This is a genomic window from Burkholderia sp. IDO3 (assembly GCF_003366075.1).
GTDB lineage: Bacteria > Pseudomonadota > Gammaproteobacteria > Burkholderiales > Burkholderiaceae > Burkholderia > Burkholderia anthina.
Genome location: NZ_CP028962.1, coordinates 1,829,957 through 1,846,367 on the forward strand (window position 1 = coordinate 1,829,957; position 16,411 = coordinate 1,846,367).

Annotated in this window: 12 protein-coding genes; 6 read left to right on the forward strand and 6 right to left on the reverse strand. The window is 69.8% G+C overall.

All coding sequences use genetic code 11. The annotated features are described in order from the left end of the window. Positions 1-10: 10 nt before the first annotated feature. The 4 genes from DCN14_RS08440 to DCN14_RS08455 all read left to right on the forward strand — a co-directional run bounded on the left by DCN14_RS08440 (position 11) and on the right by DCN14_RS08455 (position 4,376). Positions 11-1,456: a PLP-dependent aminotransferase family protein gene (locus DCN14_RS08440; protein ID WP_096499664.1), complete on the forward strand. Its 1,446-nt coding sequence runs from the start codon at positions 11-13 to the stop codon at positions 1,454-1,456. A gap of 101 nt (positions 1,457-1,557) precedes the next feature. Then, on the forward strand, positions 1,558-1,947 hold the full coding sequence (locus tag DCN14_RS08445; protein ID WP_096499666.1) for a hypothetical protein: 390 nt from the start codon (positions 1,558-1,560) through the stop codon (positions 1,945-1,947). Between the two features lie 210 nt (positions 1,948-2,157). After that, positions 2,158-3,942, forward strand: a complete 1,785-nt coding sequence (locus tag DCN14_RS08450) for a nitrite/sulfite reductase (protein WP_096499668.1) — start codon at positions 2,158-2,160, stop codon at positions 3,940-3,942. Then, entirely contained in the window at positions 3,939-4,376 is a 438-nt protein-coding gene (locus DCN14_RS08455) for a DUF934 domain-containing protein (protein ID WP_096499670.1), read from the forward strand. Before DCN14_RS08450 ends, DCN14_RS08455 begins: the two co-directional genes overlap by 4 nt. A 399-nt stretch (positions 4,377-4,775) precedes the next feature. Here DCN14_RS08455 and DCN14_RS08460 read toward each other — a convergent pair whose 3' ends face one another. The 4 genes from DCN14_RS08460 to DCN14_RS08480 all read right to left on the reverse strand — a co-directional run bounded on the left by DCN14_RS08460 (position 4,776) and on the right by DCN14_RS08480 (position 10,464). Further along, a complete protein-coding gene (locus DCN14_RS08460) occupies positions 4,776-6,062 on the reverse strand; it encodes an AcvB/VirJ family lysyl-phosphatidylglycerol hydrolase (RefSeq protein WP_096499672.1) in 1,287 nt (428 codons plus the stop codon). Next, a complete protein-coding gene (gene mprF / locus DCN14_RS08465; protein ID WP_096499674.1) occupies positions 6,059-8,653 on the reverse strand; it encodes a bifunctional lysylphosphatidylglycerol flippase/synthetase MprF in 2,595 nt (864 codons plus the stop codon). Before mprF ends, DCN14_RS08460 begins: the two co-directional genes overlap by 4 nt. Positions 8,654-9,025: 372 nt before the next feature. Next, the gene (locus DCN14_RS08475; RefSeq protein WP_096499676.1) at positions 9,026-9,472 is read right to left on the reverse strand and encodes a hypothetical protein; all 447 of its coding nucleotides are present in this window, start codon (positions 9,470-9,472) and stop codon (positions 9,026-9,028) included. Positions 9,473-9,552: 80 nt separating this feature from the next. Continuing rightward, positions 9,553-10,464 carry a LysR family transcriptional regulator gene (locus DCN14_RS08480; protein WP_096499978.1) on the reverse strand — a complete coding sequence of 304 codons (912 nt, stop codon included), beginning with the start codon at positions 10,462-10,464 and terminating at the stop codon, positions 9,553-9,555. Positions 10,465-10,560: 96 nt separating this feature from the next. On the opposite strand from DCN14_RS08480, the gene DCN14_RS08485 reads away from it, so the two are divergent. Together DCN14_RS08485 and DCN14_RS08490 are read left to right on the forward strand one after the other, a co-directional pair. Beyond that, positions 10,561-10,998: a heme-binding protein gene (locus tag DCN14_RS08485; RefSeq protein ID WP_096499678.1), complete on the forward strand. Its 438-nt coding sequence runs from the start codon at positions 10,561-10,563 to the stop codon at positions 10,996-10,998. Positions 10,999-11,002: 4 nt separating this feature from the next. Further along, the gene (locus DCN14_RS08490) at positions 11,003-11,779 is read left to right on the forward strand and encodes an SDR family oxidoreductase (RefSeq protein ID WP_096499680.1); all 777 of its coding nucleotides are present in this window, start codon (positions 11,003-11,005) and stop codon (positions 11,777-11,779) included. 52 nt (positions 11,780-11,831) lie between these two features. Here the strand turns inward: DCN14_RS08490 and DCN14_RS08495 are convergent, their stop codons facing one another. Further along, positions 11,832-16,028: a bifunctional nitrate reductase/sulfite reductase flavoprotein subunit alpha gene (locus DCN14_RS08495; protein ID WP_096499682.1), complete on the reverse strand. Its 4,197-nt coding sequence runs from the start codon at positions 16,026-16,028 to the stop codon at positions 11,832-11,834. Between the two features lie 16 nt (positions 16,029-16,044). Then, on the reverse strand, positions 16,045-16,389 hold the full coding sequence (nirD, locus tag DCN14_RS08500; protein ID WP_096499684.1) for a nitrite reductase small subunit NirD: 345 nt from the start codon (positions 16,387-16,389) through the stop codon (positions 16,045-16,047). Between the last annotated feature and the right edge of the window lie 22 nt (positions 16,390-16,411).

A 16,411-nucleotide genomic window follows, 5' to 3' on the forward strand; every position in this document is an offset into this window, starting at 1 on the left:
GCCCGCGCCGATGAAACGCTACGAAACCCTCGCCCATACGATCGCCGACGAAATCCGCAACGGCAACCTCGCGGTCGGCACGCGCCTGCCGTCGCTGCGGCAGATCATCGCGCAGCATGGCGTGAGCCAGTCGACCGTGTTCCGCGCGTACTACCTGCTCGAGCAGTGGGGGCTGATCCGCGCACGGGAACGCTCCGGCTACTACGTCGCGCCGGGCGCCGGTGCCGGCGCAGGCCCCGGCGCGGCCCCGCCCGCGAAACGCCGCGCGACCCGCGCCGGCGCCACGCGCAAGGTCGACATCAGCGATCTCGTGTTCTCGGTGCTCGATGCCGCGACGCAGCCCGGCATCGTGCCGCTCGGTTCCGCGTTCCCGTCGCCGCAGCTGTTTCCGCTGCCGCGCCTCGCGAAATCGCTCGCACAGGCGACGCGGCTCGTGAGCCCGTGGAGCACCGTCGTCGACCTGCCGCCCGGCAATGAGGCGCTGCGCCAGCAGATCGCGCGACGCTATCTCGCAACCGGCGTCGCGCAGCCCGTCGACGAGATCGTCGTCACGAACGGCGCGCTCGAAGCGCTGAACCTGTGCCTGATGGCCGTCACGCGGCCGGGCGACGTCGTGGCCGTCGAATCGCCGGGCTTCTACGCGGCGCTGCAGGCGATCGAGCGGCTCGACCTGCGCGCGGTCGAGATTCCCGTCGATCCGCGCACGGGCCTCGATCTCGACGCGCTCGCAAACGCCCTCGAACGGCACGACATCCGCGCGTGCTGGTTCATGACCAATTTCCAGAATCCGACCGGCGTCACGCTCTCCGTCGACAAGAAGCGCGCGCTGGTGGACATGCTGGCTGCACGCAACGTGCCGCTGATCGAGGACGACGTGTATGGCGAACTCCATTACGGCCCCGACTACCCGCTGCCCGCGCGCGCATTCGACCGCCACGGGCTCGTGATGCACTGCAGTTCGTTCTCGAAGACGCTCGCGCCGGGCTACCGGATCGGCTGGGCCGCCGCCGGCCGTTTCGCGGAAAAGGTGCAGCGGCTCAAGCTGATGACGACGCTGTCGGCGAGCATTCCCGCGCAGGCCGGTATCGCGAACTACCTGGAGCACGGCGGCTACGACCGCCACCTGCGCAAGCTGCGCGGCGCGCTGCAAACGCAGCTCGCGCGCATGGACGACGCGCTGCGGCGCTGGCTGCCGCCGGGCGTCGAATGGGTGCGGCCGGACGGCGGGTATTTCCTGTGGCTGTCGTTTCCCGACGCGATCGACGCGATGGCGCTGCACCGCGAGGCGATCGCGCGCGGCATCAGCTTCGCCCCGGGGCCGCTCTTCTCCGCCGCGCACGGGTTCGAGCGCTGCGTACGCGTGAACTTCGGCCATCCGTGGAGCCGCGACATCGAACGCGCGATCCGCGTGCTCGGCGAGCTGGTCGCCGAACCGACGGTGCGCAAGCCGGGCTGATCGCGCATCGTGCGCAAGCTGCGCGCCGCCGGCATCACGTCCCTGCAGCGAAGCCGCGCGCGGGTTACATTGCGGATCCCGCCGCTCCTTCACGATTTCCCATGAGCCAACTGCCCTACCTCGATCGCGACGCGCTGCTGAAACTGGCGGCCGAAGCGGCACACGTCACGCAGCCGTGCACGTGCACGAAAACATCGCTCGCCGGCTGGACGACCCTGCCGCTGTCGCTGCCGGACACGCAACTGGCCGAAGTGGCCACGCTCGCGCCGCCCGGCGAGGCCGAGCCGGCCTACGACGAATATCATCCGGCCGGCACGCGCTATGCGTCGGACGATGCGCCGATCGCGCCGCGTCATTTCCCGTACAACCGCTGCAACGTCAGCCGCTGCGTATCGTGCGGCCGGCTGTACCTGCGTTATCAGGAAGGCGGCGGCTACTTCATCGACCAGCGCATCCGCGCGCTCGATCCGGCGCTCGTCGTCGACGCCTGAACCCGCCACGGGCATGCGCGCATGCCCGCCCGTTTGCGCCAGCGCCGGCGTCCTGCCGGCCAATCTGCTGCGCCCTTTTCGTCCCGATCTGCTGCTTGTCCCGCCGCCCGGCGTTCCCTACGCTGTCTCCGGTTGCCCGACACCCGTCGCAACCTTCCCTGTCGAGCGGCGCACGCCCCGTGCGCCGCCGCTCATCTCGCGTATCACGTCATGTACCGATATACCGATTTCGACCGGGCGCTCGTGCACAGCCGCGCCGCCCAGTTCCGCGACCAGCTCGAACGCTGGCAGCACGGCACGCTGAGCGAGGACGCGTTCCGGCCGTTGCGCCTGCAGAACGGCTGGTACGTGCAGCGCCATGCGCCGATGCTGCGCGTCGCCGTGCCGTACGGCGAACTGTCGAGCGCGCAGCTGCGCGTGCTCGCGCGGATCGCACGCGACTACGACGTGCCCGACGACGCCACCTATCGCGCCGCCTGCGACGCGCAGGCGCTGCTCGGCACGCTGCGCCTGCCGACCCGCAACGCCCATTTCACGACCCGCACCAACGTGCAGTTCAACTGGATTCCGCTCGCGAAGGCCGCCGACGTGATGGACCTGCTCGCGACCGTCGACATGCACGGGATCCAGACGAGCGGCAACTGCATCCGCAATATCTCGTGCGACGAACGCGCGGGCGTCGCGCCGGACGAGATCGCCGATCCGCGGCCGTTCGCCGAGGTGATGCGCCAGTGGACGACGCTGCATCCGGAATTCGCGTTCCTGCCGCGCAAGTTCAAGATCGCGATCACCGGCGCGGCCGAAGACCGCGCGGCCACCGACTGGCACGACGTCGGGCTGAAGCTCGTGCGCAACGACACGGGCGAACTCGGTTTCCGCGTGAGCGTCGGCGGCGGCATGGGACGCACGCCGATGATCGCGACGCTGCTGCGCACGTTCCTGCCGTGGCGGCACGTGATGAATTACATCGAGGCGATCGTGCGCGTGTACAACCGCTACGGACGCCGCGACAACAAGTACAAGGCGCGCATCAAGATCCTCGTGAAGACCGAGGGACAGCGCTATATCGACGACGTCGAGGAAGAGTTCCGCCAGATCGTCGAGCTCGACGGCGGCCCGCACACGATCCCGCAGGCCGAGTTCGAGCGGATCGCGGCGTCGTTCGTGCCGCCGCGTCTCAAGCCGCGCACGCTCGACCTGCAGGACGCCGGCACGCGTATGGCCGCACACGCCACGCGTCATCCGGCGTTCGCGCGCTGGCTCGCGCGCAATGTGGCCGCGCACCGCGACCCGGCGCTGCGCATCGTCACGCTGTCGTTCAAGCGCCGCGTGCAGGCGCCCGGCGACGCGTCGCCGGAGCAGCTCGACGCGCTCGCCGACCTCGCCGAGCGCTTCTCGGCCGGCGAGGCGCGCGTCACGCATGCGCAGAACGCGGTGCTGCCGTGGGTGCACGTCGACGACCTGTTCCTGCTGTGGGAAAACGCGCGCGCCGTCGGGCTGGCGAGTGCGAACGTCGGACTGCTGACCGACATGATCGCGTGCCCCGGCGGCGACTTCTGCGCGCTCGCGAACGCCCGCTCGATCCCGATCGCCGACGCGATCGCCGAACGGTTCCAGGATCTCGACATGCTGCATGACGTCGGCGACATCGACCTGCACATCAGCGGCTGCATCAACTCGTGCGGCCACCATCACAGCGGGCACATCGGCATTCTCGGCGTCGACAAGGACGGCGCCGAGTGGTACCAGGTGACGCTCGGCGGCTCGGACGGCGCGAGCGCGAGCGGCCCCGCGCGGCCGGGCAAGGTGATCGGCCCGTCGTTCTCGGCGGAAGAAATCGTCGACGTCGTGGATGCGCTCGTCAACGCGTATCTCGACGCGCGGCTCGACGCCGACGGCCACGCGGAGCGATTCATCGACACGGTGCACCGCATCGGCGCGGAACCCTTCAAGGCGGCCGCGAACGACGCGCGTCACCACGCGGAGCACGCATGAAACCGACCGACGACAACGACGCGAACGCCCGCATCCGGCTGCTGACGCCTGCCGAGCACGCCGGCGACACGGGCGCACCCGACACCGCGACGCCGGACATCCTGACGATCGGCAACGACGAGGAACTGCCGCCGCTCGCCGCACGAATCGCGCAGGCCGCGCGCATCGACCTGCATTTCCCGTCCTTCACCGACGGCCGCGCATACAGCCAGGCGTACCTGCTGCGCAAGCGCTTCGGCTTCACCGGCGACCTGCGTGCGACGGGCGACGTGCTGATCGACCAGTTGCTGCTGATGGAGCGCACCGGGTTTTCGAGCGCGGTGCTCGGCGGCAACACCGACATCGCGGCCGCGCGCCGGCAACTCGACCGGTTTCCGGGCTTCTATCAGCGCGACGCGAGAGGAACGGTGCCGCGGCAGGACGCCACGACCTAGGGCCTGTTCACGCTAATAACGGGCTTGCGAACGTGCCTTTCCGCCCGTCCCCCAGGGGGACTTCCTCCGGGCGCAGGCAAGGAGAGAGGAGGCGCAATAGCCCTAGCTATTGCAACGACGAACGACGCCGCCATGCGGGCGGAAAGGCACGTTCCCCTGTTTTGGAAAATTCTTTCGTGGGGCTGGCCCCCAGAAGGGCCGATCGCCGCGTCATGCTCCTCACGAATACGTCAAGTATTCGCTTCGTCGCATTCCTTGCGCTCGGCCCTTCTGGGGGCCAGCGCAAGCCCGTTATTAGCGTGAACAGGCCCTAGGCGAAGAAGCGACGACGGGCGGCCCGCAGGCCGCCCGTCCGATGAACCTCATGCACCGCGCCCGCCGCGAAGCGGGCGCCGGCGTTCAGCGCGCCGCCACCGGCTTGCCGAACGCGCCGAGAATCTTCTTCTCGAGCGCGATGTAGTCGTGGCCGAAGTGGTGGTCGCCCCCCGTCTTGATCACGTCGACGCCGGTGTTCACGAGCGCCGGGCACATCGTGTCCTTCTCTTCCGCGCCGTAGAAGCACTGCACGCGCTGCGGCGGCACCTTCGCCATTTCCGGCGCGACCTTCAGCGCCTTGTCGCTCGCGGGCATGCCGAGCCAGCCCGTCACGCGGATCTGGAAATCGGCCGCCGGCGCGAAGCCGAGCAGCGACATCACCGAGACTTTGTCGCGCAGGTCGGCCGGCAGCCGGTTGTACGCGAACGGCATCACGTCGGCGCCGAACGAGTAGCCGACCAGCGCCACCCGGTCCGCACGCCAGCGCGCCATGTAGGTGCGCATCACGCGCGCCAGGTCGCGGCTCACCTGTGCAGGCGGCCGCTCGCTCCAGAAGTAGCGCAGGCTGTCGATGCCGACCACCGACACGCCGTCGCGCTGCAGCGCCTCGGCGATCGTCTTGTCGAGATCGCGCCAGCCGCCGTCGCCCGAGATCACGATCGCGAGCCGGTCGCTACCGCCCTTGGCCGGCAGCTCGACGAGCGGCAGATCCGACACGTCGAGCTCGTCGCTCGCGCTGGTATCGTGCAGGTGCGCGGTGACGAGCGACACGAGCTTCGTGGTGTCGCCGGCCGCGGCCGTTTCGACGAAGCCCGGCATCGCGCGGCGCACGATCGTCGCATCGGGCGGGCACGGCTTGAAGCGCGCATCGAGCTTCACGGACGGGTCGACCGACACGACGCCGGCAATCGTGTTTTCCGGCGCCATCGACAGGATCTGCTTCGCGATCGCGCCGCCCTGGCCCACGCCCGCCACGATCGGCGCGTAGTAACGCGACGACTGCGCGAGACGTTCGAGCTGGTGGCTGACCGCTTCGGCGTCGCCGTCGAGGTGATGACAGGTTTCCTGCTTGGCGGCCAGGGCGAGGTTCGCCGCATAGCGCGCCGAATCCACGCCGACCGTCATCGCCCCCGCTTTCGCGAGCGCGTCGGCGGCCTGCTGATCGGCCGCATTCCAGCCGGCTTCACGCGAGAACAGCACGACGAAGCCGCGCAGCGGCCCGTTCGGCTTCGTCACGGTCACGGGCCCGTAGCGGCCGCCCGACACGGTTTGCGCCTTCATGGCAACCGGCTGCGTGGCGCACGCGGCGCCGGCCAGCATCATTCCCGCGCAGGCGAGTGCCGCCTGCGCGATAACCTTCTTCAACATCATGAACGCCGACCTCCAGCCAGCAGGGACAGATCCGCGAGCGTGACGAACACGCCGACCGAGCCCGAGGCCGCCAGATAGCGCGGCTCCCAGTGCGGCTCGAACTTGCTCTTGAATGCACGCAAGCCGCGGAAGTTGTAGAAGCGGCCGCCGAAGCGCCAGACCATCAGGCCGAGCCGGTGGAACGGCGACGGCATCTTCGCCGCCCCCATCCCCGAGAACGGCGCGATGCCCAGGCTCAGCTTGCGGAACCCCGCTTCCTTCAGATGCAGCGCGAGCTGCGTGAACAGATACTCCATCGCATACGGCGACGCTTCCGGCAGATGACGCATCACGCCGACGGTGGCCTCGGTGTTCAGGTCGGTCGTCATGAACGTGACGAACGCGATCGGCGTGTCGGCCTGGCGCACGAGCATCACCGACTGCGTCGCGAGATAGCCGTCGTGGAACGCGGCCACCGAGAAGCTCTTCTCGCGCGCGTCTCGGCTGTCGAGCCAGCCGTCGGAGATGTCCCGCAGCGCCGGCAGCGCGGCCGGCACGTCGCACGGCGCGATCACCTCGACGGTCAGCGCGTCCTTGTCGCCGCGGCGCAGCGCATAGCGCAGGTGCGAACGGTTCGAACCCTTCAGGTCGAACTGGTCGAGCGCGATGTGCGCTTCCTCGCCGAGCTTCATCAGCGTGAGCCCGGCATCGAGATACAGCGGCAGTGCATTCGCGCGCACCTGGTAGAACGCCGCGCGGCCGCTGTGCGCGTGCGCCAGCGCGATGAACTTGCTGATCAGCGCCGGCCATTCTTCGCGCGGCCCGACCGGGTCGTGCAGCGCGGCCCACGTGCGGCCGTTTTTCGCGTACATCAGGAACGCGCGGCGCGACTCGGAGAACAGGAACGACTTGTCGCCCATCAGCGCGAGGCCCGCATCGCTGCACTCCTGCGCGCGGATGATCTGTTCCGCGTCGAGCAGGTCCTGCTCGACGGGCTTCACGAACCGCCCCGGCGCCGGGCGCAGCAGTTGCCACAGCGCGAACATCGCGACGAACACGCCGGCGGCGAGCGTCGCGCGCAGTGCGCGCGGCGCGCGGGCGTCGAACGAGAAATGCGACCAGAGATCGCGCGTGTACGGCACGTCGCGGAACGCGAAGCACAGCACCCACACCGCGAGGATCAGCACCATCGTCACCGACACGAACCAGCTCACCGTGAAACGCTCGGCGAGCAGCGACGAATGACGGTTGAAGCGGCGGCGGCTGACGAGCAGCAGCACCAGCAGCGTGCCGAGCACGCCGGCTTCGACGAACGCGAGGCCCTTCGCCAGCGACAGCGCGAGGCTCGCGAGCGTCAGCGCGAAGGTCATCCACCATGCGCCGTCCAGGCGGCGCAGCAGCCCGCGCGCGACGAACAGCAGTGCGACGCCCAGCACGCTGCAGATCACCTGCGAGCCTTCGAGCACCCACAGCGGCACGATGTTGCGCAGGATCGCGATCCGGTGCCAGAACGCGGGCGTCGCGCTCGAAATCACGAGCATCCCGCCGACCGCGAACGTGACGAGGCTCAGGAACAGCGGCGCCAGTTGCGACACGCGCGCAGCTTGCCGCGATACGAGCCGGCGCCGCAGCGCGCGCCCTTCGAACGCGGCCAGCAGGCCGGCCGACAGCACGAGCGGCACGCCGAAGTAGATCGCGCGATACGCGATCAGCGCGGCGACCATCTCATGCGCGGGCACTTCGCGGCCCAGCGTGAAGACCATCGCGGCTTCGAACACGCCGATCCCGCCCGGCGTATGGCCGATCATCCCGAGCAGCAGCGCGGCCGCATAGACGGTAATGAAGGTCGGGAAGCCGACCGGCGCCGCGGGCAGCAACACCCACAGCGTGAGGCCGGCGGCCACGACGTCCATCACCGCATAGACCACCTGCGCGACGAGGTCGCGCCGCGCGGGCACGTCGAACGCCAGCCATTTGAAGCGCGTGACGACCGGACGCGCGGTGTTGCCGCACATCGCGACCATCCCCGCCAGCACGATCAGCAGCGCGGCGCCGCCCCACGCGAGCACGCCCGGCGCGACGTGCAGCATCGCGGCGAGCGTCTGCGGCACGCAGACCATGCCGACTGCCGTCATCAGCACCAGCGCGAGCGCGAGCGTGCCGCTGGTGAACACGGTCATCCGGCCGATCTGGGCGGGCGTGACGCCCGACACGCCGTACACGCGGGCGCGAACCGCGCCGCCCGTGAGCGCGCCGAAGCCGGTCGCGTTACCGAGCGCGGAGCCGGCGATCGCGCCGATCCACAGCGCGGCGCGCGGCACTTTCGCGGCGACGTAGCGCAGGCCGACCGCATCGCGGGCGACGAGCGCGAGATAGCTGAGCGCCGTCGCGGCGAGCGACGCGCCCCATTCGCCGATCGCCATGTGGCGCAGCTGGCGGATCACCGAGCGGTAATCGACGGATTCGGACAGGTGCTGGAAAACCACGATCAGCAACAGCCCGATGCCGAGCGCGAGCAGCGGCGACAGCACGCGCTCGTTGCGGATCAGCGCCGAGACACGCGCGATCGCCGCCGCGGCACGGCCGGGCGAACCAGGGTGGCGGGAAGACATAGATTGTTCAGTGGTGGTGCATAGCTTGTCGCGGCGCGGGGGGGCCGGGCGGCGACGAATCTGGTTGTTCTGCGTGGGCGGTCGGCCTGGGACGGAGGCAGGCAGCGCCTGGATCAGAAATTACGAGTATACGGAATTCATCTTACAGAATCTTTCGATCTCGCACCGGGCCGTTCGGGCGCGTCGGGTGCATCGACGGCGCATCAGAATCATGCGCAAGGTGCGCATCATACCGGGAACCGGCAGGGATTTTTCATCGGATGAATGACGGATTCCGGATTCGGGAGAAATTCTCCGCGAAACGCCGCGCGCGCGAGCGCAAAACCGCGAGCGCACGCGGGTTTCAGGAACGGGGCAGGATCGCGCTCCCCGTCATTTCGCCTGCTCGTGCTCCGCCAGCCCGATCGCCTTGTAGTCGTAAGTCGGATAGAACTCCGTACGGTATGCGCCCCACGCCGTATCCTCGAGCACGCGATTGACCTCCCGCAGCCGCGACACCGGCAGCCGCAGCACGACGACCTGCCCGATCCCCATCGCCACGGTCCAGCTCACCACCTCGACGCCCGGCGGCGGGAACGCCTTGTAGAACCCCTGCCGCGCGAGCTGCGCATTCAGCTCGGCGAGCGGGCGCGACTGGTCGTGCTTGAGGAAGACGGTCAGCAGTACCGCGTTGTCGGGTGTCGCGGAAGCCGACCCGGCCGGCACGGTCGACGTCTGGCCGCACGCCGGTGCGCTGCCTATCGCGGCGGCGGCGGCGGCGGCGGCCAGCACCGCGGCAATCGCCAGGGTTCGAAGCGGGAAATGCGGGATGGCCGTCATGACGCGACTCCGTGACTGCGTGAAAGGAGCCGTCATCATGCGCCGCCCGGCGACGCGCTGCAGCGGGCCTTGCGCGCGCCCTACCCGGCGCTCGCCGCACGCTCGCGCAGCACGTCGATGAGCGCGCGCAGCTTCGCCGGCACGTGCTTGCGATTCACGTAATAGAGCCACATCGGCGGCAGCGTGCGGCACGCGCCGGGCAGCACCTCGACGAGCGTGCCGTCGCGCAGGTCCTGCCCGATGCGCTCGCGCATGAACGCGAACGCGATGCCGACGCCCTCGCGCGCCGCGTCGATCACCGCATCCGCATCGTTCGTCACGAACACGCCGTCGGGATCGAGATCGACGTCGCGGCGGCCGTCGTGCAGCAGCCATTTGTGCAGGCGGCCGCTTTCCGAGAAGCGGAAACGGATGCAGGCATGCCGTTCGAGTTCCGCGAGCGACGCGGGCGTGCCGTGCCGCGCCAGATAACCGGGCGACGCAACCAGCGCGCACGACAGCGCGGGCGCGATCCGCACGCCGATCATCCCCGGCTGCAGCCGGTCGGCCAGACGAATCCCCGCATCGAAGCCGTCCTTCGCGATATCGACCAGCTCGTTGTCGTAGCGGATCTCGAGCCGGACTTTCGGATAGCGCTCGCGGAACGCCGCGAGGATCGGCGCGATCACGAGCGTGCGCGCCAGCGGCAGCGCGGTGATGCGCAACAGCCCGCCCGGCTCGCTGCGCACCTCCTTCAGTTCGTCGCGCGCCTGCATGACCTGCCGGTACGCCGGCTCGGTCTGCCGGCGGTATTGCTGGCCGGCTTCGGTCAGGCTCACGCCGCGCGTGCTGCGGTTGAACAGTTTCACGTTCAGCTCGCCCTCGAGCTGCCCGATCGCGAGGCTGACGGCGGCGGGCGTCAGCCCCAGCGCGGCGGCCGCGCGCGTGAAGTTGCCGGCGGTGGCGACGCTCATGAACACGTGCAGCCCGGCCATCGGATCGCGTCTGCTCATCATTAAAAAAACTTGAAACTCCTTCGAGCGGAATGCGGATTCTCCCATATACCGGAACTGCCTACACTGGCCCCGTCGCCTTCACCGGAGCACCCGATGCAACCCCATGGCACCACCCTGCCGCTGGCAGCCGTTCAACATACGATCGACGCGGCGCTCGCGCACGCCGCGTCGCTGCAGGTCGACGGCGTGTCGATCGCGATCGTCGACGCCGGCGCGAACCTGGTCGCGTTCCTGCGCACCGACGACTGCTTTCTCGGCGCGATCGACCTCGCGCAACGCAAGGCGCTGACGGCGGTGCGCTTTCGCGCATCGAGCGGCGCGATCGGCGCGATGTCCGGCGACGGGCCGCTGCGCGGCATCGAGCACAGCCACGGCGGGCTCGTCACGTTCGGCGGCGGCGAGCCGCTCGTCGACGGCAACGGGCGCTGCGTCGGCGCGATCGGCGTCTCCGGCGGCAGCGTCGAACAGGACGACGCGATCGCATGTCACTGCCGCGATCGCTTTCACGCAACCTTCCACACCTCGAGGTAAGTACATGGCAACGAAACGCATCCTCATCACCGGTGCAGGCACCGGTTTCGGCCACGAAGTCGCGCTGCGGCTCGCGCGACACGGTCACGACGTGACGGCCGGCGTCCGCACGACCGCCGAGATCGACGCGCTGACGGACGCCGCCGCGCAGCGCGACACCGTGTTGCGCGCGGTGAAGCTCGACGTCACGTCGGCCGACGATCGCGCCCGCGCCGCCGAATTCGACATCGACGTGCTCGTGCACAACGCGGGCGTCGGCGAAGCGGGCGCGCTGGTCGACCTGCCGATCGGGATCGTGCGCGACCTGTTCGACGTCAACGTGTTCGGCCCGCTCGAACTCACGCAGCAGATCGCACGCGGGATGCTCGCGCGCAAGCACGGCAAGATCGTGTTCGTGTCGTCGATCGCCGGGCTCATCACCGGGCCGTTCACGGGCGCCTATTGCGCGTCCAAGCATGCGATCGAGGCGGTGGCCGAGGCGATGCACGCGGAACTGGCGCCGCACGGCATCCGCGTCGCGGTCGTGAACCCGGGCCCGTACCGCACCGGCTTCAACGACCGGATGATGGAAACGCCGCGGCGCTGGCACGACCCGGCCGTCCACACCGTGACGCCCGAGCAGTTGACCTTCCCACTCGAACAGCACGATCCGGAGGAAATGATCGCGAAGATGGTCGACGTGATCGAAGGCGACGGCGGCGCGTTCCGCAACCTGCTGCCGCAAGCGTCGGAAGCGTTCGTGCGCGCCGAGCAGGCGCACGCGTGGGAGCGGCGGCAATAAACGCCGGCGCAACGGCGCGGGGCGAGCGCCGGATGGCGCCCGCCCCGCACGGTCAGTACACGTCCCGCATGTAGCGGCGCGCCTTCGCGAGCCGCGCGACGTAGTCGTTCGCGGCTTCGTCCGACATCCCGCCGTGCTCGGCCACGACCGCCTTCAGCGCGGTATCGACGTCCTTCGCCATGCGCGCGGCGTCGCCGCACACGTAGAAGTGCGCGCCCTCCTCCAGCCACGCGTACAGCTCGGCGCCCTGCTCGCGCATCCGGTCCTGCACGTAGATCTTGTCGGCCTGGTCGCGCGAGAACGCGAGATCGAGCCGCGTCAGGAAGCCGCTGTCGCGCATCGCGCCCAGCTCGTCGCCGTAGTAGAAGTCGGTCTGCGCATGCTGCTCGCCGAAGAACAGCCAGTTGCGGCCGCGCGCGCCGCGCGCCTGCCGCTCGTGCAGGAAGCCGCGGAACGGCGCGACGCCGGTGCCCGGCCCCACCATCACGACCGGCACGTCGCCGTTCACCGGCGGCCGGAAATGCGCGGACTTCTGCACGAACACCGGCACGCGGCCGTCGTCCGCGCGATCGGCGAGGAACGTCGACGCGACGCCTTTGCGTGCGCGGCGGCCGTTGTGATAACGCACGGCCGACACGGTCAGGTGAATCTCGCCCTGGTGCGCGCTCGGGCTCGACGCGATCGAATACAGGCGCGGCTGCATGCGCTTGAGCATCGAGACCAGCTCCGTGCCCGACAGCTCGACCGGAAACTCGTGCAGCACGTCCGCAAGCTGTTGCCCCCACAACCATTGCTTCAGATCGGCCTTGCGCTCGTCGCCGAGCAGCGCCTTCAACGCGCCGTTCGTGCTGCGCGACGCGATGAACGCCAGCGTGTCCGGATGCGGGCGCGTGATGTCGAAGTGGCGCGCGAGCGCATCGCCGAGCCGCACGTCGCCGACGCCCGCGACCGACACCGGCGCATCGGCCTTCAGCGCGGTGACGGCCAGCAGCTCGTCGACCAGCTCCGGGCAATTGGTCGGCCACACGCCGAGCGCGTCGCCGGCTTCGTATTCGAGGTTCGCGCCGTCGGTCGACAGCGACACGTAGCGCGTGTCCTTCGCCGCGCCCGGACGGTTGAGCCGCAGGTTCGCGACGAGCTTCGACGGCGCCGGATGCGCCTTGCTCGGCAGCAGCCCCGACGGGCTCATCCCGGCGGACGGCACCGCGTGCAGCGCCGCATCGGCCTCCTTGATCCGCGCGACCACGCGTTCGAGCCACTGGTCGGCATCGCGCTGGAATTCGACATCGCAGTCGACGCGCGCGCACAGGCGTGCCGCGCCGAGTTCCGCGAGCCGTGCGTCGAGCCGGCGGCCGTGTCCGCAGAACTGGTCGTAGTTGCGATCGCCGAATGCCAGTACCGCGAAGTGCACGCCGTCGAGCCGCGCGACGCCGCCGGCCTGCAGCGCGTCCCAGAACTCGCTGCCGTTGTCGGGCGCGTCGCCGTCGCCGAACGTGCTCGTCATCAGCAGCACGTATTGCGCGCCGGCCAGCGACGCGACCGGGTAGTCGGACATGCATGCGGTGCGGATCTCGAAGCCCGCGTTCATCAGCTGCGTCGCGTAATCCTCGGTCAGCGATTCGATGTTGCCCGTCTGCGACGCCCACAGCAGCACGACCTTCGGGCGCGTGCGCACGATCCGCACGCCGCCGGGCGCGGCGGCTTCCGCCGGCAGCGCGGGCGCCGCCGCAGCGGGCGCGCCGGCGGGCAAGGTACGGCTGAACAGCCCGGCGAGCATCCCGTCGAGCCAGAACCGCACCGGCGGCGCGAGCGGCGCGCCGGCCGGCAGCACCGGCACGCTGCCTTCGCGCCGGCCGGCGCTCGCCTTCAGTCCGCTGACGAGGCCGGCCACGTACAGGCGCTCCGCATCGGTCAGCGGCGGCGGCGCGAGATCGGCCACGCCGAGCGCGGCCGCAAAAGTGTCGAGGTCTGCCATGTCGGATTCCTGTGAAGCCGTGATCGGCGGCGCGATGGCGATCGCGGGCGTGGGTCGCGCATCGTCCGCGCCTGCGTCGTTGCGCGCCGTGTCGTCGTCGGCCGACGCGAATGCGTCGGTGTCGACGCGCGTCAGCGCGACCGCGCAATATTTCAGTTCGGGTTGCTGCGATTCCGGATCGATCGCGTCGTTCGTCACCGCATTGATGCACAGATCGTCGCCGTACACGTCGTTCCAGTGCATCGGCGCGAAGCAGTTGCCGCGCCGCACGCGCTCGGTCACGACGGCCGGCAGCACCGCGCGGCCGCGCGCCGAGCGGATCTCGATGCTGTCCTTCGCGGCGATGCCGAGCGCGCGCGCGTCGTCCGGATGCAGTTCGACGAACGGGCGCGGGTTCAGCTTGTTGAGCATCGCGACCTTGCCCGTCTTCGTCATCGTGTGCCATTGGTGCTGCAGCCGGCCGGTGTTCAGCACGATCGGGAACGTGTCGTCGGGCAGCTCGGCCGGCGCGACGTGCGGCCGCGCGAAGAAGCGCGCCTTGCCGGACGGTGTCGGGAACGCGAGGCGCGGCGCCTCGTGCCCGTCGGCGGCGGCGCGCAGCGTCTGGCTCACGCCGTCGTTCAGGTAGCGGACCGGGTGCCGCTCGCGCGCGGTGCCCGGCGCGACCGGCCATTGCACCGGGCCGTCGCGCAGCGCCGCATGGCTCGCGCCGCGCAGGTCGTAGCCCGTCGCCGGATTCGAGAAGCGCACGATCTCGTCGAACACGTCGGCCGCCGACGCATAGTCGAACGCATCGCCGAAGCCCATCGCGCGCGCGACTTCCGCGACGATGCGCCAGTCCGGCAGCGCGTCGCCGGGCGGCGCGATCGCGGCGCGCATCAACGTCATGTTGCGCTCGGAGTTGATCATCACGCCGTCGCCCTCGGCCCACAGCGCGCCCGGCAGCAGGATGTCCGCGTAGCGGTTGGTCTCGGTGTCGAGGAACGCGTCCTGCGCGATCACGAGCTCGGCGGCCTGCAGCCCCGCGATCACGTTCTGCCGGTTCGGCACGGTCGCGACCGGATTCGTGCAGACGATCCAGCACGCCTTGATGTCGCCGGCCGCCATCCGCTCGAACAGGTCGACGGTGCCCTTGCCGGCGTCCTTGCGCAGCGTGCCGGCCGGCACGCGCCACAGGTTCTCGACGAAGCGCCGGTCGTCGTCGGACAGCACCGAGCGCTGGCCCGGCAGCCCCGGGCCCATGTAGCCCATCTCGCGCCCGCCCATCGCGTTCGGCTGGCCGGTCAGCGAGAACGGCCCGCTCCCGGTGCGGCAGATCGTGCCCGTCGCGAGATGCAGGTTGCAGATCGCGTTGGTGTTCCACACGCCGTGCGTGCTCTGGTTGAGCCCCATCGTCCAGCAGCTCATCCAGTCCTGCGCGTCGCCGATCCATTGCGCGGCCGTGCGGATATCGGCTTCCGCGAGCCCCGTGATTTCAGCGACGCGCTCGGGCGTGTAGTCGGCGAGGAACGCGGGCATCGCGTCCCAGCCTTCGGTGTATGCGTCGATGAACGCGGCGTCGGTGCGGCCGTTCGCGTGCAGCAGATGCAGCAGCCCGTTGGTCAGCGCGAGATCGGTGCCCGGCCGGATCTGCAGGAACAGGTCGGCCTTGTCGGCGGTGCCGGTGCGGCGCGGATCGACGACGATCAGCTTCGCGCCGGCCTTCACGCGATCCATCATCCGCAGGAACAGGATCGGGTGGCAGTCGGCCATGTTCGCGCCGATCACGAAGAACAGGTTCGCGCGATCGAAGTCCTGGTACGACCCGGGCGGGCCGTCCGCGCCGAGCGACTGCTTGTAGCCGGTGCTCGCGCTCGCCATGCACAGCCGCGAATTCGACTCGATGTTGTTGGTGCCGACGAAGCCCTTCGCGAGCTTGTTCACGAGGTATTGCGCCTCGACCGACATCTGCCCCGACACGTAGAACGACAGCGCATCGGGCCCGTGCGTGTCGAGCACCGCGCGCAGCCGCCGCGCGGTCTCGGCGATCGCGTCGCGCGCCGGCAGCGGCACGAGGTCGTCCTCGCGCGCGCGGCGCACGAACGCGCGATCGAGCCGCCCCGAGCGGCGCAGCGCGACGTGCGCGGACGAGCCCTTCGTGCACAGCCGCCCGAAGTTGGTCGGATGGTCGGAGTCGCCGGACACCTTGACGACTTCGCCATCCTCGACGTGCAGCACCATCCCGCAGCCGACGCCGCAGTACGGGCACACGCTCTTGACGGGGGTGGCGCTCATGCGTGCTCCGGGGTGCTCAGGCGGCGATCCACACGAAGCCGTCCTCGACCCGCGACGGATACGCGCTCACCGATTGCTCGGGCGCTTCCAGGCATTCGCCGGTGCGCAGGTCGAAATGCTGCTTGTACAGCGGCGAGGCAACCACGACGCGCTCGCCGAGGCTGCCGATCAGCCCGCGCGACATCACGGCCGCGTGCGACACCGGGTCGACGTTGTCGATCGCGAACACACCGCCTTCGGCATGCGCGACATGAAACACCGCGACCTGCTCGCCGTTGACGAGCGCGCACACGCCGGTGTTCGGCACGATGTCGTCGAGCGGGCACACGCGGGTCCAGGACAGGGGAAGACGATCGTTCATGATGGGCTCCTTGGAAAAGACG